This window comes from Photorhabdus sp. RM322S (genome assembly GCF_042879395.1).
GTDB lineage: Bacteria > Pseudomonadota > Gammaproteobacteria > Enterobacterales > Enterobacteriaceae > Photorhabdus > Photorhabdus khanii.
Genome location: NZ_JBHFKW010000002.1, coordinates 84,299 through 108,985 on the forward strand (window position 1 = coordinate 84,299; position 24,687 = coordinate 108,985).

Annotated in this window: 14 protein-coding genes and 1 pseudogene; 4 read left to right on the forward strand and 11 right to left on the reverse strand. The window is 40.5% G+C overall.

Translation table 11 applies throughout. The features are described from left to right. Positions 1–146 precede the first annotated feature (146 nt). Entirely contained in the window at positions 147–974 is an 828-nt protein-coding gene (locus tag ACGF63_RS01580; RefSeq protein ID WP_152961970.1) for a hypothetical protein, read from the forward strand. Positions 975–1,024: 50 nt separating this feature from the next. On the opposite strand, the gene cysB is transcribed toward ACGF63_RS01580, so the two are convergent. After that, positions 1,025–1,999, reverse strand: coding sequence for an HTH-type transcriptional regulator CysB (cysB, locus tag ACGF63_RS01585; RefSeq protein ID WP_021325452.1), 975 nt, complete (start codon positions 1,997–1,999; stop codon positions 1,025–1,027). Positions 2,000–2,303: 304 nt separating this feature from the next. Further along, a complete protein-coding gene (gene topA / locus ACGF63_RS01590) occupies positions 2,304–4,904 on the reverse strand; it encodes a type I DNA topoisomerase (protein ID WP_387628435.1) in 2,601 nt (866 codons plus the stop codon). 298 nt (positions 4,905–5,202) lie between these two features. Here topA and ACGF63_RS01595 point away from each other — a divergent pair. Next, a pseudogene (locus ACGF63_RS01595) lies at positions 5,203–5,361 on the forward strand (DUF2498 family protein); the annotation flags it as partial. 112 nt (positions 5,362–5,473) lie between these two features. Here ACGF63_RS01595 and ACGF63_RS01600 read toward each other — a convergent pair. Beyond that, positions 5,474–6,307 (reverse strand): alpha/beta fold hydrolase, encoded by an 834-nt coding sequence (locus ACGF63_RS01600; RefSeq protein WP_387628437.1) that lies wholly within the window; start codon positions 6,305–6,307, stop codon positions 5,474–5,476. A gap of 428 nt (positions 6,308–6,735) precedes the next feature. After that, positions 6,736–7,782 carry a protease SohB gene (sohB, locus tag ACGF63_RS01605; protein ID WP_162524074.1) on the reverse strand — a complete coding sequence of 349 codons (1,047 nt, stop codon included), beginning with the start codon at positions 7,780–7,782 and terminating at the stop codon, positions 6,736–6,738. Between the two features lie 323 nt (positions 7,783–8,105). Here sohB and ACGF63_RS01610 point away from each other — a divergent pair, with 323 nt between their 5' ends. Both ACGF63_RS01610 and cobO read left to right on the forward strand, forming a co-directional pair. Then, positions 8,106–8,870: a YciK family oxidoreductase gene (locus tag ACGF63_RS01610; RefSeq protein ID WP_036846965.1), complete on the forward strand. Its 765-nt coding sequence runs from the start codon at positions 8,106–8,108 to the stop codon at positions 8,868–8,870. Next, positions 8,870–9,466, forward strand: coding sequence for a cob(I)yrinic acid a,c-diamide adenosyltransferase (cobO, locus tag ACGF63_RS01615; protein ID WP_036846963.1), 597 nt, complete (start codon positions 8,870–8,872; stop codon positions 9,464–9,466). Before ACGF63_RS01610 ends, cobO begins: the two co-directional genes overlap by 1 nt. A 47-nt stretch (positions 9,467–9,513) precedes the next feature. Here cobO and rluB read toward each other — a convergent pair whose 3' ends face one another. The 7 genes from rluB to ACGF63_RS01650 all read right to left on the reverse strand — a co-directional run bounded on the left by rluB (position 9,514) and on the right by ACGF63_RS01650 (position 24,302). Beyond that, a complete protein-coding gene (rluB, locus tag ACGF63_RS01620; RefSeq protein ID WP_036846961.1) occupies positions 9,514–10,446 on the reverse strand; it encodes a 23S rRNA pseudouridine(2605) synthase RluB in 933 nt (310 codons plus the stop codon). 819 nt (positions 10,447–11,265) lie between these two features. Further along, a complete protein-coding gene (locus ACGF63_RS01625) occupies positions 11,266–11,886 on the reverse strand; it encodes an L-threonylcarbamoyladenylate synthase (RefSeq protein ID WP_036846958.1) in 621 nt (206 codons plus the stop codon). 26 nt (positions 11,887–11,912) lie between these two features. After that, positions 11,913–12,773: a PHP domain-containing protein gene (locus ACGF63_RS01630; RefSeq protein WP_036846955.1), complete on the reverse strand. Its 861-nt coding sequence runs from the start codon at positions 12,771–12,773 to the stop codon at positions 11,913–11,915. A 164-nt stretch (positions 12,774–12,937) separates the two neighbouring features. After that, positions 12,938–14,827 carry a glycoside hydrolase family 18 protein gene (locus tag ACGF63_RS01635; RefSeq protein WP_036846952.1) on the reverse strand — a complete coding sequence of 630 codons (1,890 nt, stop codon included), beginning with the start codon at positions 14,825–14,827 and terminating at the stop codon, positions 12,938–12,940. A gap of 127 nt (positions 14,828–14,954) precedes the next feature. Continuing rightward, a complete protein-coding gene (locus ACGF63_RS01640; protein WP_152961965.1) occupies positions 14,955–19,040 on the reverse strand; it encodes a neuraminidase-like domain-containing protein in 4,086 nt (1,361 codons plus the stop codon). After that, positions 19,033–22,569, reverse strand: a complete 3,537-nt coding sequence (locus tag ACGF63_RS01645) for a Tc toxin subunit A (protein ID WP_387628446.1) — start codon at positions 22,567–22,569, stop codon at positions 19,033–19,035. Before ACGF63_RS01645 ends, ACGF63_RS01640 begins: the two co-directional genes overlap by 8 nt. Before the next feature lie 95 nt (positions 22,570–22,664). Then, a complete protein-coding gene (locus tag ACGF63_RS01650) occupies positions 22,665–24,302 on the reverse strand; it encodes a glycoside hydrolase family 18 protein (RefSeq protein ID WP_036846944.1) in 1,638 nt (545 codons plus the stop codon). Positions 24,303–24,687 lie beyond the last annotated feature (385 nt).

Sequence of the window (24,687 nt, forward strand, 5' to 3'; positions counted from 1 at the left end):
TTGTCAATTCAGATTATCCATCAGAATTTCTATAATAAATTTTGATGATTTAGTCAGGTAAACAATTGAATGACAATCAGCTAGAATTAGTTCGCCAACAATTAAATTGGACTCTAATTATTAATTAAAAGAATAAGGACAAAATTATGGATATAAAAGACTCAGTTATAAATCACCAGGATCATATCGAGAAAATCAATGAAGCCAATAAGTTCTTCCACATCGATGGAACTTATTTTAATATAGAAAATACAAACACATATAAAGAAAAAGATGGTTTAGTTCAGTTCATTATAGCAACACAATTATCCGATCAAAAAGATGTTCAGGAAAAAACCAATAGTTTAAGTCAAACATTAATTGCACTTTCCTCCATCGCAACTAATTATGTCAATAAACATGCAGAAAAGCATGGAGAGAAATATAAAACAGATATGGCATTCTGGACTCAAGTCGTCAACAAACTCCCTTTAATGGGTACCAGTAAAGTCGAATCCAAAAACTATACAGACTCATTGACTGGTCTAAGCATCTCAAAAAGTTTTCTTCATTTTATCATGAATGTTGTTGTATTCGAAAATACAGATATGCTGGCAAACTTCGCTGACTTTCTTACCAAACAAGGAGAAACGATTCGTTTAGGCATTCGGAAAAATAAAGGTTTTTATTCTACTCTGACACTGACAATTGCCATAGATACCTTGGTTGTCGGAGAAAAGACGGTATATATTCCGAAACTAAAACTCTATCGGATTAATTTCGATAGTAATAATTCAAATTTTTTATCAAGTTGTGCTTCTAATGAGAATGTTAATATTGATTTTGAATACTCATCCTTGATATCGGTCTTAGACTACGAAGCGCTCGAACATCCTGATCTTAAGGCCAGTTTTGATAATTTCATTAATAAACACAGAAAAATATCAATAGAAGATTCCGATGATTTCTTCAGTGGTGAGTTTGATCCAACCTGATAAGTAAAATCCGGGAGATAATGGAAGCCATTATCTCCCTTATTATTGTATTATATGATTGGCAATTTGATATCTTTGAACATGATTTCGATATCTTCATTTGAACGCAAAGCAACCGCCTGATCAATAACATCACGCGTCAGGTGAGGTGCGAAACGCCACATAAAATCATACATATAGCTGCGCAAGAAACTGCTACGACGAAAACCTATCTTAGTTGTGCTGTAGCTGAATTTATCTCGCATATCAATGCAAATAAGGTCTTTATCCTGCACCGGATCAACCGCCATGCTGGCAATAACCCCAACCCCCAAACCCAACCGAACATAAGTTTTAATGACATCGGCATCAGTAGCAGTAAAAACAATTTTAGGTTTTAAGCCCACTTTATCGAATGCAACATCTAATTCAGAACGACCGGTAAAACCAAAGGTATAAGTGACCAGTTGATATTCAGCCAATTCTTCAATTGAAACATTCTCTTTACCCGCCAGCGGATGATCCTGTGTCACCACTAACGTTCTGTTCCAATGGTAGCAAGGCAACATTATCAGATCTTCGTATAAATGCAGCGCTTCAGTGGCAATAGCAAAATCAGCATTACCTTTACTCACAGCTTCAGCAATTTGCGTTGGCGACCCTTGGTGCATATGCAAAGAGACCTGCGGATAACGCTCAATAAATCCTTTAATCACAGGAGGTAATGCATAACGGGCCTGTGTATGGGTAGTGGCGATATATAGCGAACCACGATTCGGATAAGTATGTTCACTGGCAACTGACCGTATTGCATCAATTTTAGACAATACTTCACGAGAAATTCGGACAACCTCTTCACCTGCGGGAGTAACATGCGTCAGGTGTTTACCACTGCGTGAAAAAATCTGAATACCTAATTCATCTTCAAGCATCCTGACTTGCTTACTGATCCCTGGTTGAGATGTATACAATCCTTCCGCCGTAGATGAGACATTAAGGTTGTGGTTTACCACCTCTACGATATAACGAAGTTGTTGCAATTTCATATAAGCACCATCCCCAAATAAACGCTGTGAACAATTATGACTTAAAATCTGGCTTGATATTGCTGTTTGCTATTTATTATAACTAATAGAAATAATAATGTTTTCTCATATAACCACTATAACACGATTATATATTTATATAACGAATAATTGAAAAACCATAACGAAGGTTATAGCTGCATTTTAATTCATATATTTTAAAATTCTGTTGATAGATGAAAAAAGCCAACCTATAAGGTTGGCTTAATAGAAAAAAATGACTTCTTTTTTGAGAAAAAGAGAGTGTTGATTCTCTTAAAAATTATTACTGTTTATCTTTCTCAACCCATTTCCCATCAACATAAAACACACTCCACCCCGTTGCCTTGCCATTTTTCTCTGAAGCAGCATATTGCTGTTTAGTTTTACGACTAAAACGGATAACCGTTTTATTACCTTCAGCATCAGCCACAGGCGCGTCAGCCAGATAGCGTAGTTTTTCCGGCAAGCGGTCTTTAAAACGAACCAACTCTTCTACCAACGGAGCTCTGGTTTCTCTCGATTTAGGAAAAGTATTTGCTGCTAAAAAGACACCAGCGGCACCATCACGCAATACAAAATATGCATCAGACTTTTCACAAGGAAGTTCAGGTAACGGAACCGGATCTTCTTTTGGTGGAGCGACTTCTCCACTACGCAGGATCTTGCGGGTATTTTTACACGTTTCATTGGTACAGCCCATGTATTTACCAAAACGCCCCATTTTCAGGTGCATTTCAGCGCCACATTTCTCACACTCGATAACAGGACCATCATATCCCTTGATGCGAAACTCGCCCTCTTCCACTTCGTAGCCATCACAAGCCGGATTATTACCACAAACATGTAATTTACGCTGGGTATCGATAAGATAGCTGTCCATCGCTGTACCGCATTTTCTACAACGACGACGAGCACGTAATGCGTTTGTTTCCGCATCATCCCCTTCCAAAATGTTGAGAATTTCATTTTCAGGGATAAGGTTAATCGTCTGCTTGCAACGCTCTTTAGGTGACAACGCATAACCGGAACAACCCAAGAAAACGCCAGTGGTTGCCGTGCGAATACCCATAGGGCGATTGCATGTCGGACACGCGATGGAGGTAATCACCATCGGGTTAGGCCGCATTCCGCCATCTTCCGGGTCTTTATTGGCGACATCAAGCTGTTCACTGAAATCAGTGAAAAACTCATCTAAAACCCCTTTCCATTCAGCTTTATTACTTGCGACCTGATCGAGCTGATCTTCCATTCGCGCGGTAAAATCATAACTCATCAGCTCGTTGAAATTCTCTTCCAGCCGATCAGTTACAATTTCCCCCATTTTCTCTGAATAGAAACGACGGCTCTCCGCCCGAACATAACCACGATCCTGAATCGTGGAAATAATGGAAGCATAGGTAGACGGACGACCAATACTGCGTTTTTCCAGTTCCCTAACCAAAGACGCCTCGCTGTAACGTGCTGGCGGTTTGGTAAAGTGCTGGCTTGGGAGCAGTTGTTGCAAGTCAAGTTCAGTGCCAATACCAACAACAGGCAAAGTGTGGTCTTCATCGCCCTTGCGCAATGCAGGCATCACTTTTGTCCAGCCATCGAAACGCAATGTACGGCCTTTGGCGCGCAACTCAAAATCACCCGCCTGTACCGTCAGGGTTGTGGAATCGTATTGTGCCGGTGTCATTTGACAAGCAACAAACTGACGCCAGATAAGCTGATACAGTTTTTGCGCATCCGCATCCATATCTTTCAGCTGTTCAGCCATGACATCAACGTTGGAAGGACGAATAGCTTCGTGCGCTTCCTGTGAATTCTCTTTACTGCTGTAAGTATTCGCTGTTTTCGGCAGGTATTTATCACCAAAATTATCACCGATATAACCACGAACCATGTCCAGCGCATCCTGACTCAGGTTGGTTGAGTCAGTACGCATGTAGGTAATATACCCAGCCTCATACAAACGCTGGGCCATCATCATGGTCTTTTTAACACCAAAGCTTAAACGCGTGCTGGCAGCCTGTTGTAATGTGGAGGTGATAAATGGCGCACCCGGTTTACTGGATGTTGGGCGATCTTCACGATCAATAACTCTGTAACGGGCTTTTTCCAGTAACGATATGGCGGCCTGAGTTTGTTCACTATTAACCGGCTTAAACGGCTTACCCTGCTTATGAGTCACCTCCATATGCAGTGAAATTTCACCTGTCGCCAGTAAATCAGCGTGTAACTGCCAATATTCCACCGGCACAAACGCTTTAATTTCGCGCTCTCTTTCTACAACAAGGCGGACCGCTACAGATTGCACACGACCGGCAGAAAGCCCTCTGGCAACCTTTTTCCACAATAACGGAGAAACCATATACCCCACAACCCGATCCATAAAACGACGGGCTTGTTGAGCGTTTATCCGGTCAATATTCAATTCACCTGGATTATCAAATGCCTGTTTGATGGCGTTTTTAGTAATCTCATTAAAAACAACCCGGCTAAAACGATCACTATCACCACCAATCACCTCCCGCAAGTGCCATGCAATGGCTTCTCCTTCACGGTCAAGATCCGTTGCGAGATAAACATGATCTGCTTTTTCAGCCAGTGATTTCAGCTCTGCCACGACCTTCTCTTTGCCTGGCAAAACCTGATAATCAGCTTCCCAACCGCAGTATGGGTCAACCCCCATACGGCTGACTAATGCGGCTTTCTCATCTTTTTTGACCTTCTTCTTAGACTTATCGGTAGATGAGCTCGAACTCTTTTTGCTGGCTGAGCCGCTGGTCGGCAAATCACGGATATGACCCACGCTGGATTTCACCACGTAGTCACTCCCCAAATATTTATTGATTGTTTTGGCCTTTGCCGGGGACTCCACTATTACAAGAGCTTTACCCATAGTTATCTTTACCTAATTATCTTTTCAGATGACGGAATTCACAGCGTCCATATCACGGTATTTAAAACCTCTTTTTATATTGCGATAGATTCTCAATATATCAACTTATTTTTATTCAGATGATCCACCTGAACGCGAAACCTGTTGAATTATTTAAGGTATTTTAGATACCGCCCATGAGCTATGCAAATGAATGAAACGAATCGTAAACAAAATCTTCCATCTGCATGACGAAAAGTTCACACTCTACCTGATAAAAAATGATGCGCAACAAATTATTTTTGATAGGGGCAGAGAAATGCGAAAGGGAACGACATCAATTAAACGTGAACAATTATTGGAAAAAGCCAACCGTATTATCCGCCAACACGAGGATTTTATTCAGGGTATGTACGTAGACGATGTAGCACAAAAAGGGGATATGCTGGTATTCCGTGGTGAATTTTCTCTGGATGAAAATGAATAACAAAAATTTATAGAGCAACGAAACGAATAGGCAGATATATAAAAATCATCTAAAACTATATCTGCCGGGTATATAAAACACTATGTACTATAAACTTTGAATATTATTTAATCTTCAGGTGAAGATCGGAGAAAAAACCCGCCATCATGACATTAAACCTCTCCGGCGCTTCCCAAAATGGTCCATGCCCAAGATTGGCTAAATTATAAACACGACCAGTCCAGAGATTTTTGTAGGTTATTCCATTGATATAGTCAATATTGACAAATAAATCTTCTGCTCCATTAACAATCGCTAGAGGAGTTGGGTTTGTTTCAACCAACAATCGTTGATCCATGACATCGGGTGAAACAGACGCTTCGGACATATATTGCCGGGCTAAACCATCAGTCCGTGCAACTGCGGCTCTAAGAAATGGTTCACTAAGCGCGTTTTTGCCATACAGCGCCAAAGTATAATCTGTAATTTCCTCTTCAGTCAGCGAAGCCTTACCCGATATTGCCATGAACCGGCTTGGCTTAAATCCAAGGCTGACATTTTCTTCGCCTGGACTCACCGGAGGCGTGCCACAAATCATCAATCCAACAATCCCCGGGAATCGCGAGATCATTTCCAACCCGATATGACCACCCAGTGACCATCCGAAAACAGCAACTTTATTGATGCCTAATTTTTCCAGTACTTCGATAATGCAGAGAGCATAACCAGATATAGAATAAGTCCGGCGAGGATCCACTGCGTTTGATGAAGCGCCATGCCCTGGCAAATCAATAGTCAAAATGCGGTATTCGTCGCCAAAACATCTCACTTGATGGCGAAAAACGTCTTTACTGCTTGAATTACCATGTATAAAGAGTACAGGTAACCCATTACCGCCAGTATCAGTAACAGAGATGACAGCATGACGGGTATGAATATCGTATTGCGAAATAGCCATAATACTTTATTTCCTTAGGAATATTATTAATAAGTCGCCATTTTGGGGAATATGTATAGTGCGTTTAAATGCACCAACGATTCGGTGTAAAAGTGACTTATACTTGTTTGGAAATCAGCCAGATAGAACACATAAACGCGAAGCCAGAGTACCAATTATGAGTGTAGAAAATCCTGATTCTCATCACATAGGTGAAGTGGTATATAAAGCAAATTATGTAACACCTGTAATGTTTTAACAGGGACAAAATATCTGGTTTTTCAGGGGAATAACATCTTGACGATAAATGGGAAATGAGCGTGGCCCGGTTCAATCAGCGTATCAACCGGGCTGTTAACAGACACGATACCAAAGCGCCCCAAAGCATTAAGAAAAAACGCCGTTTCGGGTACGCCAGGATTTATTCATTCAAAGCCGGGGTATTTTAATCAAAGCAAAGGCTTTTCTCCTCTCTGCCACCAGCGTAATAACAGTTTATCAATGCTTTCCATTGTACTGCCAGTGAAACGCTCTACCATGCGTTTACGACGTGTATAACTGACACCAATAACTTCACAGTGATCTATTTGAGTAATTAACAGATCATCACTGACACCAATTTCGTCAATCAACCCTTTTTCTTTCGCCTGTGTGCCATACCAATATTCGCCTGTAGCGACACTTTCCACATCAAGCAATGGACGATGTGTATGAATAAACGCTTTGAACAATTCGTGAGTCTGATTGAGATCTTCCTGGAATTTTTTCCGGCCCTGCTCTGTATTTTCCCCTAAAAAAGTCAATGTGCGCTTATATTCACCAGCCGTATGCAGTTCTACATCAATATCATTTTTCTTCAATAACTTATGAATATTTGGGATCTGAGCAACCACCCCAATAGAACCAATAATGGCAAATGGCGCGGCAACAATCCGATCAGCAACACAAGCCATCATATAACCACCACTGGCAGCCACTTTATCTACGACGACCGTCAGGCGGACACCTTTCTGGCGCAGACGAGCAAGCTGTGAAGCGGCAAGTCCGTAACCATGAACCATTCCACCGGGGCTTTCAAGACGCAGCAAGACTTCATCTTTTGCATCTGCCACTGCCAGAACCGCGCTAATCTCTTCACGTAATGAATCCACTTCATGTGCATCCATACTGCCTTTAAAATCCAGCACATAGAAACAAGGTTTCTGTAATCCTTTCTGCCCTGTCTTAGCCTTACTCTTCTTCTGCTTGGATTCGAGCTTTTGTTGTTTATTAAACTCTTTGCGCCAGATTTTTCTTTCGGCTTCGGTCATTCGAGCCTGCTGCATTTGACGCTGTTTATCCCGGTATGATTCGCCAAGGTCTGTCAGTTTCAGCTCGCCTTTTAGCGAAGATTTTCGCATTCCCATACCAATACCAAATATAGCCAAGGCAATAACGGCCAACACCAGCGTTATCACTTTGGCTAAAAACAACCCGTAAAGAGATAAATACTCCACAAAACCCACCTTTGTCTTCTGATAATTAATATTTTTCATTCTAACTAAAAACCGATATTAACGCCTGCAATGTTTCACCCTTTACTGTTTAAGCAATCAGCTTTTACAAATTTGACTCAATATATCAATTTCTGTTTTGATAGCCTGAACTGCCTCCGGCGGCAAAAAATCGCTCTATACCCTATAGATTTCAAGATGCATCGAGACGGCAAGGGAGCGAATCCCCGGGAGCATAGCGAACTATGTGACCGGGATGAGCGAGTGCAGCCAACAAAGAGGCAACTTGAAAGATAACGGGTATATCAATAACAGGAAATCTTCAAATGTTACATTACCAACCTAAACATGACCTCCTACAACAACGTATTATTCTGGTTACAGGCGCTGGAGATGGGATTGGTCGTGAAGTGGCTTTGACTTATGCCCGTTATGGAGCACAAATGATCTTACTTGGCAGAACCACACACAAACTGGAAGCTGTCAAAAAAGAGATAGAACAAGCAGGTGGCACCCCTGTAGCTATTTACACCATGGATCTACTCACCACAACAGCCGAAGAGTGTAAAACATTTGCTGACGATTTAACGAAACACTATCCACGTCTGGATGGTGTATTACATAACGCCGGATTACTGGGTGCCGTCGCACCAATGGCAGAACAGCCGGTTCAGTTATGGCACGATGTTATGCAAGTCAACGTCAATGCAACCTTTATGTTAACTCAGGCATTGCTTCCGTTATTATTGAAATCACCTCACGGATCATTAATCTTTACCAGTTCAAGCGTTGGCCGTGAAGGTCGCAGTGGTTGGGGAGCTTATTCCGCCTCTAAATTTGCAACTGAAGGTATGATGCAAGTTTTAGCGGAAGAATATAAACACCGTTCTCTGCGCGTTAATTGCATCAACCCTGGAGGCACACGCACAAATATGCGAGCCAACGCATTCCCTAACGAAAATTCTGCTAAACTGAAAACACCAGCGGATATTATGCCGCTGTATCTTTATCTCATGGGCAGCGACAGTCTGCGTAAAACAGGCATCAGTTTTGATGCGCAACCCGGACGCAAAGCAGGACCAGCCGAATAATGACAATCAATGACAACCAGCACCAAAAAAGGCAACAACGCCTGAAAGAAAAAGTCGATTCCCGTATTGAATCTGCACAGCTAGAACGGGGAATTTTCATCGTTTTTACCGGCAATGGAAAAGGCAAAACCACGGCGGCTTTTGGCACAGTGACCCGTGCGGTAGGTCATGGGTTACGTGCCGGTGTTATCCAATTTATAAAAGGTAAATGGGCGAATGGCGAGAAAAACCTGCTGGAACAGCATGGTGTGAATTTCCATGTTATGGCGACAGGTTTTACCTGGGAAACCCAAAGCCGGGAAACCGACACCGTAGCCTGCCACCAGGTATGGCGCCACGCGTTGGAAATGCTGGCCGATCCTGATTTGGATCTAGTGGTACTGGATGAACTAACTTATATGGTGAGTTACGGCTATCTTCCTCTTGAAGATGTGATTACTGCCCTGAAACACCGGCCAGAACACCAATCCGTTATTATTACCGGCCGCGGTTGCCACCGTGAATTATTGGAAATGGCCGATACCGTCACAGAGATGCGCCCGGTAAAACATGCTTTTGATGCCGGCATTAAAGCACAAAAAGGAATCGACTGGTAAAAAAGGCCCCGTGATTACACGAGGCCCACAGAGCCTGGAAATAGAAATTAGCGGCCTTTTGGGGCAGTTGGACGCCCCGCATTCTGGCGGGAGCTCCCCGGGCGCTTTCCTGCCGATGGACGTGATGTTCCCTGAGTATGGCGTTTAACTGCACGGCGGATTTGGTTAGCTTTAAGACGGCGTTGATCACGTTCAACCGCCACTTTGGAAACCATCTCTGCATTCAAACCCACTAATTGGCGCAAATAGTTAGTCTGCTCCAAGCCAAGTTCTGTCCAACCGCCGCGTGGTAAACCTTTTGGCAAGCCAATATCACCATAACGCACACGAATAAGACGGCTCACTTGTACACCCACAGCTTCCCAAAGACGACGAACTTCACGATTGCGTCCTTCTGTCAGCGTGACGTTATACCATTGGTTCATCCCCTCACCGCCTTTGAACGCGACAGTACAGAATGATGCCGGACCATCTTCCAGTTGAATCCCTTTAGTCAGCTGTTTCAGTTTGGCATCATCAACTTCACCAAAAACCCGAACAGCATATTCGCGCTCAACTTCCCGGCTTGGATGCATCAAACGGTTCGCCAGCTCACCATCTGTGGTAAACAGCAACAAACCACAGGTATTCACATCCAGACGTCCAACCGCTATCCAGCGGGAGCCCAATAGCTTAGGCAGACGATCAAAAACGGTTGGCCGCCCTTCTGGATCATGGCGGGTGCAAAGTTCACCTTCTGGTTTGTAATAAGCCAGAACACGGCAAACTTCTTTTTGTGGTTCTTTGATATTTAATATCCGACCATCAAGGCGGATTTTTGTGGAGGGCTGAACTTCAATGCGATCACCTAAAGTGGAAATCTTGCCGTCAACACTGACGCGCCCCTGTTGAATATAACCTTCTACTTCGCGGCGAGAACCGTGACCGGAACGCGCGAGAATTTTCTGTAACTTTTCAGATTTTTGTGTCTTACCGCTCATTGAGCAACCTCTGCTGTCGCCTTCACAGGCGTCGTGTTATATATATCAATCAATATGTCACATTAGAAAAAAACCATAACAAACTGATTTTAATAAATTTTTTAACATAAAGTGTTAGAAAACAAGTCATACACTCCAGTCCGTGGCCGGGCATTCTACACTAATTTTGGAATCAATGATTCCAATAAATATACCCATTTATCATCCACCCCGAAACTCATTGGAAAAGCACAGATTTATTACTGCTATAGCCAAGCTAAAACATGATTATCCAAAGATATAAATCCCCCTAAGAGTTAAAAAATAAGATAATTATTAAATATAATAAAATAATCAATGCAAGACATTGGTGAAATTTCTATAGTTTCTTAATCCATCAATTATTTTACTCTTCATTAAATAGACATCACCTTAATTAATTACTGTGATACTTTACACTGCTATTTATTTAAAAAAACCAGATTAAAGTTTTATACCTAATAATATTTTAGAAAACTTATCTTAGGTGAGGTAAATATTTTATTATCGATTTATTAAAATCAATTTAATTATTAATACCATGATGATTTTATTTGGTTACTATTAATAATTCAAAGAAATAATAAAAATTTCAATTCAATTGAAAATCAAAAATATATACCCGATAGATTTCAAGATGCATCGCGACGGCAAGGGAGCGAATCCCCGGGAGCATAGATAACTATGTGACCGGGGTGAGCGAGTGCAGCCAACAAAGAGGCAACTTGAAAGATAACGGGTATAAAGCCAGTATATTATACACCGGCTTTATATAGACTCTAAAAATGATTACTGCTTAACCTATAAGAATGGCGTTACATTCCCGGCACCTTCGCGTATGACAACAGGCGTATCTTCAGTCAAATCAATTACCGTTGTCGGTTGCTGCCCTAAATAACCACCGTGAATAATCAGATCAACCAGTTTACCCAAATTATCTTTAATCTCTTCCGGATCAGATTCAGCAAAATCATTCCCCGGTAAAATGAGACTGGTGGACATCAATGGTTCACCCACTTGTTCAAGAAGAGCCAGCGCAATTGGATTAGATGGAACACGTAGCCCAATGGTTTTCCGCTTATCATTCATCAAACGACGAGGCACTTCTTTGGTCGCCCGCAAAATAAAGGTGTAATTACCTGGCGTATTATTCTTAATCAGCCGAAAAGCCGAATTATCAACATAAGCATAGGTCGATATCTCTGATAAGTCACGACACACCAAGGTGAAATTATGATTACTGTCCAACTGACGGATACGACATATCCGGGTCATCGAATCTTTATCTTCCAGATGGCAACCAATCGCATAACCGGAATCAGTTGGGTAAACCACGACCCCACCTTTTTTGAACACATCCACACTTTGCGCGATTAAGCGTGGTTGCGGATTATCAGGATGAATATAAAAAAACTGGCTCATAAATTGCCTCTTATTTTATGCAGCCCCTACAGTGACCAGTTGCGCCATATTGGTATCACATCACCGGGTAACCACAATTTACGCCCTAACTCTATCCATGAACAAGGCTGGTGAAAATCAGAACCTAACGATGCCATCAAATCATATTCCCGTGACAATTGACCGAGATGTTTCCGCTCGTTAGGTGCCTGCCGGCACTGTGCAACCTCCATTGCATCACCACCATGTTGCTTAAACCAGACAATCAAACGTTTCAACCATTTGGCAGATAAATCATATCGCCCCGGATGCGCAATCACTGCCTGTCCGCCTGATTGATGAATGGCATCAATAGCTTGTTCAATTGTACACCATTGCGGTGGAACGTATCCTATTTTCCCTTTTGCCAGATACTTTTTAAATACCTTCGCAATAGTCGGCTCTTTACCGATTTTTATTAAATAACGAGCAAAATGGCTCCGCGTCACCTGACCACCCCCCGCTAACTGACTTGCTCCTGCCCAAGCATCAGGAATACCGACTTTTGCCAGCCGGCGACCTATTTCAATTCCGCGCGCTTTCCTGAGTTCAGCCTGTTTACCCAACAATTCAGTTATTGCAATTGCCTGAATATCTATATTCAGGCCCACAATGTGAATCTCCATATTTTCCCACAGGGTAGATATCTCAACGCCGGGTATTAATTTCAAGGGCAGATGATGATTGCGGATATGTTCATGGGCCAGAGGAATAGCATTTGTCGTATCATGATCAGTCACTGCCAATACATTAACTCCCATTGCCACCGCCCGTTCAACCAACTCTGATGGTGAAAGTGAACCATCCGATGCTGTCGTATGGCTATGAAGATCATAAATTGTCACCAACTCAGAGGTCGAATTTGTCATTATTCCTTTTCCTGCCCGAATAGATTAGAACATACGACCCGGTAGCTTAACGGTAAATGGCGACGTTTTACAGAAAAGAACGGTATTCAGCCCTAAATACCGGGCTGAATATTATCATTTTAAAAGGTAAGAAATTTCATACTTCTTCCTATAAAGGATGAAAGTTAATCAGAATTTTTCTTCATTTCACCAATAGATTTCAAATACTGGAACTTACCCGGATTATAGAGCGGCCCCATGTCGATAGTTTCATCATTAGATTTAGCAACATAGCCCATCCCTTCTCTGGCGGCATTTGCCAATAAGCCACAATCCTGATCACCTGACCAGGAAAATATACCACCCAGTTTATTCTTGGCTACATATTCAGCTTTCTGTTTCACCGTGCGAGGCGTATCTAATGAGATAAAATGCCCTTCTTTTTCACTAAATAAGAAATCGGCATCAGCATTGGTATCCGTCATTAACACGAAACCATTTTTCCCGGTAGCAAGCGTGTGTTCACTATCCAGATAATTATTAACAATATCAAAAAATTCAGGTGAGCCTTTTTCCATTGTTCCTAATGCATTGCCATTTATATCGTAAGCACGGGTTTCAAGATTTGCCCCTTTCCCTGCACGCCCATAGTTAGCATAACCTAAATGAATTTTCTCCAAAGGTATGCCAAGATCCTGATGTAAATAATTGATAGCAACTTCCGCAGATAAATCAGAGGCACCTGATGCATCAGGATCTTTTGGTGAATAGAGATTAGTATGATGACCAATATAAGGTGCCCACCCAGTACCAAAATAGTCATAACTCATTAAGAAAATGTTATCCAAGCCATTCTTAATTAATTCTGCGATATTAGATGTTTCCAATTTCGCTTTTACACCACTACAGGCAATAGAAATCTCTTTTCTTGCCTCCCGTCCAAATCTGCTATCCAGAGATTCACGCAATTCTTTAATTAACAAAGCATAATGTTCCCCATCTTTTTCACTGATAACATTACCGACCTCACCAGCACTTCCAGGATATTCCCAGTCAATATCGACACAACTGAACATGGGAAAGCGCTCAAAAAAATCAACAATACTGTCAACAAAAACGCGACGCTGTGCTACATCAGCCGCCATCACTGAGAAATAACCGGACATACTCCAGCCACCAATACTAAAAGCCAATTCAAGTTTATGACCCGCTAAACGCGCTCTTTTTTGTAACTCGCGTAATCCACCTAATAAGCCCGATGCTTTCTTTTGTTGATAAAAAGGCAGAAATGTCCCGGAATTAATATCCGTATTCGCACTTTCCTGAGGTAATCCCACATTACGGGCAGTGCCTAAATCACCATAAGGATCAAGAGGAACAATATGACCTTCGGTAATTTTGATATCACTCTGGCTATTCCAGCCCTCTGCAACTTCCTTGATCTTCTTTCCTTTAACACCAGTGTCACCGTAAATACCCAGGAAGCTGAATATTAACTTATCATAGGCGGTGATATTGATAGTGCTTAAGTCAAATCCCCTTCCCCGATCACCCGCCTCTTCATTTTCACCATCCAAGCGGGCATCATATTGGCACCAATCAGTAATATAAGCAGAAAGTTTCGGTCTGGATTTATCGCTCTCATATTCATTAAACATCGGGCGACAAACACGAGTCGCAGTGTAGGAAAGATTGTTACCTGAACCATCCGGCTTAAAATTAACATCTGGTAGTTGATAGGTTTTCTCTGTAATATCATCCGGCTGTAAAACCGGTGAAGGAATATCTTCGGTTGGATTAACACTCCCGTCAGTAGGATTTCCATGCTGTTTTATCTCTTCTTCTGTCGCTGGACGGATATATTTCCAGGCATTATGCGGTGTTCCCTCCTTAGAAGAAGGATCGGGAATATGCCAGCGTTCAACCCAATAAGTATTGGTATAAACACCACTATTAAAAATAACATTATAAACTTGACCGCCTGCCTGATTTTTCCATGCGGTTAATGGTTCACCAATAATATCACTGACATCGGACATGGATCTTGATGAAGTATAAGTATATTTATTTACCATTTATAAACTCCAATGCGATTTATATTTAGCCTCCCCATGGGTAGAAGAGGCTAATTTAAATATTAAAGATAAAAAATAAGAATTTTAAATTCAGATGACTAATTTATTTAATTCTTAATTCTCACCATTATGAATCTGAATTTTCCTTTGTTAATAACGCTTTAACAGCCATACCAAATGATGCCGGTCCTTCTTGCGCGGTATATCGAACATGCAGAATCACATCCGTCAGACTTTCTAAATCCTGCGAGATATTGGTAAATTGGAAATTCCAGCTCGATCCTACTCCTACCCCCTCAAAGGGTAAGAAACGCTCATCATCGAAATTAAGCGTGAACATCCCACTGTCATTAGTACCTGTAGATAAAGCGATTTGTTGATTGGGCTGTATGCTGCGAACAGTATAAGGGGTTTGCGCACGAGTCCCTTCTTTCAACATCTTTTCAACGGTTTTGAGATCGGCTTTTGTCGTATAACTGCTCACACCCGACAAACTTAATTTGGCGCAAATATCTGCATAAGGCCCAATTAACATAGGCAGCGTAACCGAAACTGATTTAATCCGCCGATTAAATAAACCCGGATAATCCGCACCAAATTGTTTTAATTCATCCAGATTAAACGTGATGGCATTATGCGCTTGCAGAATTTTAAGGTTATCTTCCCAAGACTCGCCCAATAAAGATTTAAGCGAAATCGTTTTGATAATTTCCAATCTACGTGAATTTTGCTCAACATAAGTACGTTCCATGCGTTGCAGCGCCAATTTCAGATTTTCACCTACCAACAGCCCTTGATAGAGATCATTCCAGCTCGCACCATCAATAAAATTCTGCTCGCCTAACCCAAGTTCATACTGTAGAGAGGCTTGTGCGGACAAACACAACGATGAAACCGCATCATAAGCTTGCAAATAGAGGCTAGAAATCTGGCTAATCATCCAGGTATATAAGCTTTCATTAGTAAAACGACTGGAGAAATAAGCCAACAGGGCCTGAGATTGCTGCTGCTGGGCTTCAACTTGCGCCAAACGCTTACGGGCCGCACTGACCTGCAACTGCTGGATACTGACTTGTTGTTCAATCGACTTCACTTCCCAGTCAGCTTGTTTATATTGCAGCTCCCACTCCTGCCGACGACGGCGATAAGATTCAGAAACACTGAGACTTTCCGCTTTAGTACTGTCAGATTGGTATTTCAGTGTCGCTATCTCAGCAACCGCATTCAAAGCCGCTCCCCAGCGCGAACCACCGACAGCCAATCCATAAATATTGGGGATTAAATCCAGCGCGGCCGCGGCGGTCCTTGATACTTGTGAAGCCAACAGGGCAGAAGATGCCTGAGATTGTAATTCAATAACCTGTTGTTCCGTTGGCGAGATATTTTCATCATAAAGACTTTTATAATGTTGGTACCGCTCCTGAGCAGATTGTTTACTCACTTGCAACGCATCAAGATTGGCCTGGTTAATATTGATATCCTGTTGCTGGAGGTCAACGGCAAAACGGTAGAGATCGTTATTCTGAACCATCTGAAATGATTCAAAACTCAGATTATCTTTGCGTTCCAATAGACTTAACAACGTGCTACCGAATTGTATCAATGTATCGACACCGGATTTTGCCCGTGTCAACATTGGTTCAAAGCGATAATTTGGCACTCTGAAATTCATTCTGCTGGCATTTCTGGCAGCAACAACCCGCTGATAACGCTGATTCATTAACCCTCTGGGAGAAATTTTCGAATCATAAAGATCCATCGAAATTTCTTTACCATCCAGCGTTAAATTATGCCGTAAATTGTAAATCCGGTTTTCTATTCTATCCCACAACGCAGTCAACTCTTCATTAATAGGTTTCATAAAGAGATCATTATCAAGCGCACGAATAGTTTTATCATGGACCACCGGGGCATATGGCAAAGGATAACTTATCATTTCCAATTCACGTACGGCGCTATTCTTCTTATATGATGCATCTTCAAGAGTGATTGGCTGCCAGGAACTGGCTAATTGGAGATCAGGACGGGCACCCAATAGCGAACTTGCCGTTGCATAGCTTAGACGCGCCAGCGTTCTGGCAGTAGGTTGAAGCTTCCGATATTCCATATCACCTTGATCGATAACATTTTTAACGTAAAAGTTAAAAATAGCCTTACGATAATGAATAGGTTCACTGGCAGAAATTGCATCAGGATCCGTCGGTTCTATCAGACTACGCAATCGTTTTGGCTCATCAATGATCGGGCGACTATTCCAATAACGTGGCTTATCCTGTGTTAATGCTGGTTCATCACTACTTTCAAAAGGGTTAAAAATAAACTTAATCCAGCGACTGGCTTCTTCATAACGCTGTTCCACATTAAACCGCCAGGCCACCATAAATGGCATATGGAAGAACAATTCCCAGAAATAAATACCATTTGACCCTTTCAGATCGATGGGTTTCGAATTATTGCCGGTAATCGGCTCTTCATGAATATTTTGAGTTTCCCAACTCAGAACTTTATCCAGTTTCTGACTCGCCTTACTAATTAACTCTTTTGCAAAAAGCGTATTTAAACGAATCGCTTGATCAGAATACCAACTTTCTGGTTGTTCTTCTTTTGGAAATTGTAAATATTGGGTTTGTTTAGTCTGCTTAATTTGAACCTTGTCACGAAGTAATTTACCGACACTCAGTTTTTGCTTAATTCTACCTGCAATATCGGCTCCAGTTTCTGATGGCAGGCTAAAACCAGTGACAACCGTCACATCATTCCTGTCACACCGATTCAGTACCACACTCAATGTTGGATCGTAATCTTCCGGGGTAAGCACCTTATATTTCAGCCAACACCGTTCACCCTTGCTATCCTCCAGCCAAATACAATAAAGAATATTTTTGCTTCTGCTAAAATCATATTTATACGTTGATTTGGACGTAAGAGATATATTCAGTGTCCCTTCAACATAAACAGCTTGCAGATCAAATTGATCTATTGTACCCAAACTTCCTTCAAACTCTTTTTCCCCCGCTATCGGCCACTTCATATTATTATTAACGGGATAAAGCACCAATTGCTTATATTCTTCCGGCCCGCCATTCGATGGTTCCCGGAAATAGAACCAGACTAAAGCCGCACCGTATGAATCCAGATCGGATAACTTTGGATTAGGTGATTTAGGTAAATCCGTTGCCGCCATTAACAGGTTGTCACAAACATAGGTGAAGACCTCATCGTAATCGAAAGATTTCTCCTTATCATCTGTACCTTGCATACGCACAAATGCAACCAACGCTAAACGTTCAACATCTCCGGTACGATCGAGAACAGCAATCAACTCTTTCATAGCATGATCAAGTAAATCTTCACGAACCGTCGTTCCGGTACTCCAGGTACCATCAAACGCCAAATGGGCCAAATTAAGTTTGGTGCGATATTTAATATTATTATCTTTATCTTGTTTTTCTTCAGAAACTTCAAACCAACTAATATATAACCGGTTATTTAAGATAATTGGACGAACAATACCGTTATATGTATTTTCTAAAGGGACATTAATCAGTTTCCACTCACTCCAGGCGGTAGGATACAGTTCGTCAGTCTGATTATTGCGCTGTTTGGCATCTAAAGTCCGCCAAAAATAACGGTAGGGCTGGGTACGGGTCTTGGCAATGAAATAGACCTTATCATCGGCAATACCAACACCATCTTCGTAACCCGCAATAACCTCTAAATTACTGACCTCTTCGAAGTTATTCAGATATCCCAATATGGCTTTCTGAGCAACATCATCCGTAAGCTTTCCTTGATTAAGTGCACTTTCAAGTTGGAAGAAGAATTCTGTCTTTGTTAAACGTAATGTGGGATCAACATAAACTTCCGGGTAAATAGCCAGTTGCTGATTTGCAGACCAATAGCCATAACGATTAGCAAACTCCTGCCAATTATCTGCATCCTCCTGAGTCATCGATAAACCTGACTCTAAATTCAAAACAATACGATTAATATATTGTTGTACAGACTGGGTAACATGTGCGACACGGGCTGTTTTTACTTTGGAAGAAACCTGAGTGTCTAACAACAAAAAATCATACAGATCATCCACATTTTTAATTTTTTCACGCCGGGATTGAAAAGCGGTATCATGCGGAACAATCTGCCCAAGATAATAATCCACTAATGCATCACGCAGATTTTCCTGTAATTTTGCTTCAATTAAATTAGACATTCTCATCATCTCCTTGCGCTTTTAATGCGGCCATTACCGCTTCACCAATGCTTTGGAAAGCTTCAAAACCTGAATTAACGTCAAGTGCACCAGCACCTAATAAAGGTTCAACGGACAAATTGGTTTTCACAGAAAGTTGTTGTAGTCGCCGTATCCAATCTATTTGAGATAAAGTCATTACACGTGTTTTTTCTAATCCTCCTTTTTCACAAGCAAGATAAATTTCATCAGGATCCCAATCTAAAATTTCAGCCAGTAACTGCGCACATTTATAATTGTTATCATCTTCTTCTGACTGTAGTAAAGTTTCATTGTTAGCAAAAGTAAAATATTCTTGAGTCTTATCTTCATTTTGTTTTGCATTTTCCAATAAATCCTGATAGCGATTCAGTAGGAAAATTTCATCTAACGATAATGATATTTTTGTTGTTTCATCTGCGCTTAGTCCAAGCCATTTAGGATTTGTCAGGCGCAATAACAACAGATTATTACTTACGCTCAATGCATTAATTAATTGAGTATAAATTAACAGACTGTAAGTCAGGTCCAGAAACTCTTTTTTAATATCCTCAACTTTTTCTGGCGTATTATCTAATACCAGCTTCAGTACTGAGTAGACACTACTTCCCAACCAACGAAGCTGTAATGGCACAATATCTTTTGATACACCATATTCACCGGCAACAGCGCTAGATAATAAACTCTCTTGTGCGGTTTTAGCTTGCAATATAATCTGCAAGACAATATTAATTTGATTATTATCTGGATTTATCTTTTTCTCCTTGACAATATCTTCAATCTTTTTCCTCAGAGATTCTTCGTCCGTTTTTCCCCATATCAATGGAATATCTTTTACTAATCCATTATCTCTATCAAAAACACCCTCTTTATCTGACAGAATAATCCACCAATCTATGTCATTTATCTCTTGCCGATTAAAATCAGATTTTTTTAAACACACATTATCAGTAAGACCATCAGAAATTCCCTTATAAAAGGTTAACATTCCACTTGTTGGCACTAACGGAAGCTGAGTTTTACCTAATAATAAAGAGAGCTTGATAGGTGTCAGTTTTATTTTGGCTAACCAAGACGTTAAAACTTCCATCCGGGCAATAATACTGAGGATGTCATCTTTCTCCCCTAAAGCCGGTATATTTGCCAGATACCCGCTTTTATCCGTTAAAATATCGGCCAGAATCAATCCATCTTCCGCAGAAAAACCAAATAATCGTGGAATAGTGACTAAGCGATAAAGTCTGGACACTACGTCGAGATTACGTACCAATTTGCCAGAAGCGAGCTTCAGCGCACTCTCAACAATAGGCGCAATCACTTGAAATGTGGATACAGAAATAGCTAATCCAGCACACAGTTGTTTGACTGTTTTCGCTCCATCTCCTTGATTTTCTGTATAGCTAAATACTTTACCATCCAAGATTAAGGGCTGATCAAAAAGTTTAGACTGATTAAAAAGTTGATCAAAAAAAGGAATATTATTGCTGATAGAGAATGGTGTAATTTGATATATCCATCCAGCAAACGCCTCTGGTAATACTTTATATTGTGTAGATAAATGCTGGAATAAGCCTAACGCTCTTAATGTATTATTAGAAATAGCCAGTTCTATATTCTTTGGTTCAGCTTTTATTGCTGAGGTTACCAGTAAGTCAAGCTGATGATAGGGTAACGCTAACCAACGCTGTAAACGAATAAAGCGATTCATTCGATCATAACGAAAATCAGAAACTGCATTTATCTGGCGCCCAGAGTCGGTTCTGACAATACTTAATGCCTCTAATTGCCCAGAATTTATATAAACACCACCATAATGGTAAGGTGCTGGAAAATGTTCTGATGTTTGCTCGCTATTAAAAATGGGATTAGAAAACACCGCATTCGGTGAAACTAAAGGCCGGAAGTTACCACTGCTAAATAAGTGCTCGAGATCTGTCACTTTCGATCCTGTCTGTTGACCAAAAGACAAAATCTCGGTTAATTTCACACTGTCATCCGCAGAAAGGCCATAATTATCTTGGAAAAATTTATCTGCTTCTGGCAATAATTCTGATTGTTCAGTACCTTGTTTGGCAATAGCAAAACGGTAAGTCATAGTCAGGAAATTAACACCTTCAATATTTACCGAGGTATTATTTTCGCTCTCTTTTGGCACCGCAGCATAGACTGTCATTTCACCAAAGAAAGGACCATTATCCAAATTACCAATTTCACTATTATCACTTTCTACATAAGTTAACTTTAATTTCCGACTGAATGGAGATGAATTATCAAATGGTTCCATCCTTGCTTTTACGCGGTTATAGGTCAGAACATTTTCACCGCGAAGTTTAACTTTAATTGTCTCTTTAGCCTTATTTTCGCAGGTAATCACAATCTCATCATAGGCTTTATCGACATTATCACTCAACGATGTCGGCCCAGTGATATTTTCACCAGAAAGAATAATATAAGCATGTTTTGAAATATCACGTTCAGGCAATACTTCTGTCGTACTTGTACTGAAATAACTCTTAATAAGTTGTTCACGTGATAAAAAGTTTTGTGAAAATGGACTTTTCTCTGTCAGTAAAGTCATTTGCTCCTTACTCAATTGAGTATAGGCAAACAAAGCCTGATCACGTTTTTCAGTTAAGATATGCCAGGGAAATTGCTGATCTACTTGCTGAATAATCGTGCCTAATTCAGTCTCTTTTTCAGCCAAGCCTTTATTAATCTGCTGAGAAGGCAGACTATAAGGTAATATGAATGGAAAACGGGTCTCTCCTAAAACCTGATTAACCGTCTTATCCGCATGGCCTGTTTGATCAATATATTCTCTGGCACTTTTTGACAAAACATCATTCACAACAGATATTGCTGTGATCTCTTTGTAAAGATTATCACTATCAAGTAATAAGTCAGGAATATCTGCGCGCCTTTGCTCCAAGCCCACGGCATTATTAGAACCATCCAGCTCTATTTGTTTTACGAATTTATAAAGATCAAGCAGGTAATTTACCGGACTATCAAGAGACTCAATAGCATCCGGCTGGCAGAAATTATCCCAAGGTTCAGGAAATAAATTGCTGTAATCAGGTAATTTTTCTTTCTCATCAGCATTATCATTGTTATAAGCAAAATATCTTGCCTGATGACTCGCTTTTCTTAATGTTTCACCATCATAATCTCTCAGTTGCCTTTGCCGATAATTTTGCACCAGTTGGTTAGCCGCACTAACGGCTTTATCAAAAATCGCCTCTGCATGGCCAGATAAAGATTCATTATGGCGTTTAATAAAACGTTGTTTTGACACTTCAATAATGTCAAAAATAGAATGATAACCCAAACGCTGGAGTGTATTAAGCAGGGTGATAGTGGAATTATCTTCCTTCTGTACTGAGTTTAACAATATATAACTCGTCGGTAATATTGACGATGCTGGCGATTTTATTTCTGCCACCGCAGCCAACAACGGTGATACTTTTGTTATATCCTGTTTTTCACCAGGAGAGTTTTTATATTTATCCATTGTATTATTCCAACCTAATTAATCGGAAACACCTGAATAGAACAGTTATAGAAACTATAACCACATTAAACAGTGAAATTTTTTAAAGAGTCAATTCAATTTAATTTACATGTTTCACACTGTTTCTCTTTCGGTTTGTCGTAAGAAGGAAGTTCACCTTCGAAATAGAATGGCTCCATTTCAACCACTTTTTTAATTGGTTTACGCCCCAGCCCTTCATGAGCAGCATTAGTTAACAAACCGTTATCTTGATCACCCGTCCAGATAAATAAACCACCTAATCCCTTTTCTTTAACATAGCGACCTTTTTCCCTTACTGAACGGGGGGTATCTAATGACATAAATACTTTGAGATCTTTATTGTAAAGATAATCCGCTTTAGCAATCGGATCATGGAAAACCGCAAAACCATTACGACCTATTTGATTTTCATAATCAACATAGTTATAGATAATATCTGTCCATTCAGTGACACTGCTTTCAAAACTCCCTACCGTAGATGTTCCATCAGTATATTTCCCAACTAACTGCTCATTATTATTACTCTCTAGCTCCGCAGTTCTGGCATTACGTGTATAACCAGAATAACCGATATAAATTAATTTCTTATTAATACCTAAAGAGATGAGATAATTAACTGCATCATCGACTGAGTATTTAGAATATTGGTCATCTTTATTACGATAAAGATTGCTATGATGAGAAAGCTTTTGATCACCTAATGTGAAAAAATCATAAGTCATTAAGTTAATTTCATTAACACCGGCTGCGATCAATTCTGGAATATGCGCTGCTTTGATTTTTTCTATATCGGCAGAAGCAGCAATACTGATCCCTTTTAAATTACTGATATTCGCACTCTTCAAATCCTTAATAAGTTTGACAAAATGCTCATAGTCATCTGGAGCGTTTGGATTGCCCGCTCCGGCAGAACCAGGATATTCCCAATCAAGATCAATGTGAGTTAGCATAGGGAATCGGGTATATAAATCTTTAACACCCTCAACAAACCGCTGGCGAAATGTATCATCACGACACACTTCATAAAAAGCACCACTCATTGACCAGCCGCCAACACTGACAGAAATTTCCAGATCCGGATTTTCCTTCTGGAGTAAATGTAAACCGCCTAATACCCCTTGTGCCTTATCTTGTTCATATAACTTCCAATCGTCATCCTTCCAACCACTGAAACCGCAATTAAGATAAGAACCAACATCAGCCCAAGAATCAATCGGGATAGGTTTGCCTTTATGATCTTTAATTATATTTTCATCAGTATCTCCCATCTTCCATCCATCTTTAGCCGCTGTCATAATGGCTATTTGTTTCTCTCCAGTATCGCCAATAATACCTGCAAAGCTAAAGATAATTCTTTTAAACGGTTTTCCTTTGTCTTTATCACCCTTAAGGCGCATTAAATCAGCACCTCTGCCGCCATATATTTTAAAATCATCATCGTCTGTTGGCATTAGACGCCTATCGTAGATTGACCAATCAGTTAAATAACAGAGAACAGCAAAATCATCATTCTCGTCATAGGTATTGAAAACTGTTTTAGCCAGTCTTGTTGGTGTATACGATAATGCGTTATCAACGTTTTTAGGGTCAAACTTATTTAGCTCATAAGTTTTTTGCGCAGCACCCGCACCGATAAGTTCTGTACCATGCTTATATCCAGGATCAGTTTGATATACCAGTTGACTATCTGCTTTTGATTCATCTTTACTCATATCATACTCCACTAACGGTACAATTGTTTTAAATATCAGAAAGTTACATCATGGCAACCTATGCCGGAATTCAGTAGGGCTTTATAAGTAGTCATATTAAAAACTGCTTACCAAGAATACCTATAATGTATTGAATAAAAAGGATTAAATATCTTAAGCGCATGAAAATGCACACTTTAAGTAACACGATATGTTAGAGGTCTGAATACTACTTCTTACAGCAATATCTGTTAAACCTCTTTTTTTCATATGCAGATATAAAAATTGATTGTCTATTCTCGTCGTTTGCCTATTGACTCAATAAAAAGCTAGCCAGTCATGCTATTTAATCAAGATTTACTACAGCTAAATTCTGTTTTTAATGAAACAAAATTGATATGTGTAA

Excerpts from the sequence above, each read along its gene's own strand:
- ACGF63_RS01580 (WP_152961970.1), top strand. The coding sequence starts at position 147 with ATGGATATAAAAGACTCAGTTATAAATCACCAGGATCATATCGAGAAA.
- cysB (WP_021325452.1), bottom strand. The coding sequence starts at position 1,999 with ATGAAATTGCAACAACTTCGTTATATCGTAGAGGTGGTAAACCACAAC.
- topA (WP_387628435.1), bottom strand. The coding sequence starts at position 4,904 with ATGGGTAAAGCTCTTGTAATAGTGGAGTCCCCGGCAAAGGCCAAAACA.
- ACGF63_RS01600 (WP_387628437.1), bottom strand. The coding sequence starts at position 6,307 with ATGGCTATTTCGCAATACGATATTCATACCCGTCATGCTGTCATCTCT.
- ACGF63_RS01610 (WP_036846965.1), top strand. The coding sequence starts at position 8,106 with ATGTTACATTACCAACCTAAACATGACCTCCTACAACAACGTATTATT.
- cobO (WP_036846963.1), top strand. The coding sequence starts at position 8,870 with ATGACAATCAATGACAACCAGCACCAAAAAAGGCAACAACGCCTGAAA.
- rluB (WP_036846961.1), bottom strand. The coding sequence starts at position 10,446 with ATGAGCGGTAAGACACAAAAATCTGAAAAGTTACAGAAAATTCTCGCG.
- ACGF63_RS01625 (WP_036846958.1), bottom strand. The coding sequence starts at position 11,886 with ATGAGCCAGTTTTTTTATATTCATCCTGATAATCCGCAACCACGCTTA.
- ACGF63_RS01630 (WP_036846955.1), bottom strand. The coding sequence starts at position 12,773 with ATGACAAATTCGACCTCTGAGTTGGTGACAATTTATGATCTTCATAGC.
- ACGF63_RS01635 (WP_036846952.1), bottom strand. The coding sequence starts at position 14,827 with ATGGTAAATAAATATACTTATACTTCATCAAGATCCATGTCCGATGTC.
- ACGF63_RS01640 (WP_152961965.1), bottom strand. The coding sequence starts at position 19,040 with ATGTCTAATTTAATTGAAGCAAAATTACAGGAAAATCTGCGTGATGCA.
- ACGF63_RS01645 (WP_387628446.1), bottom strand. The coding sequence starts at position 22,569 with ATGGATAAATATAAAAACTCTCCTGGTGAAAAACAGGATATAACAAAA.
- ACGF63_RS01650 (WP_036846944.1), bottom strand. The coding sequence starts at position 24,302 with ATGAGTAAAGATGAATCAAAAGCAGATAGTCAACTGGTATATCAAACT.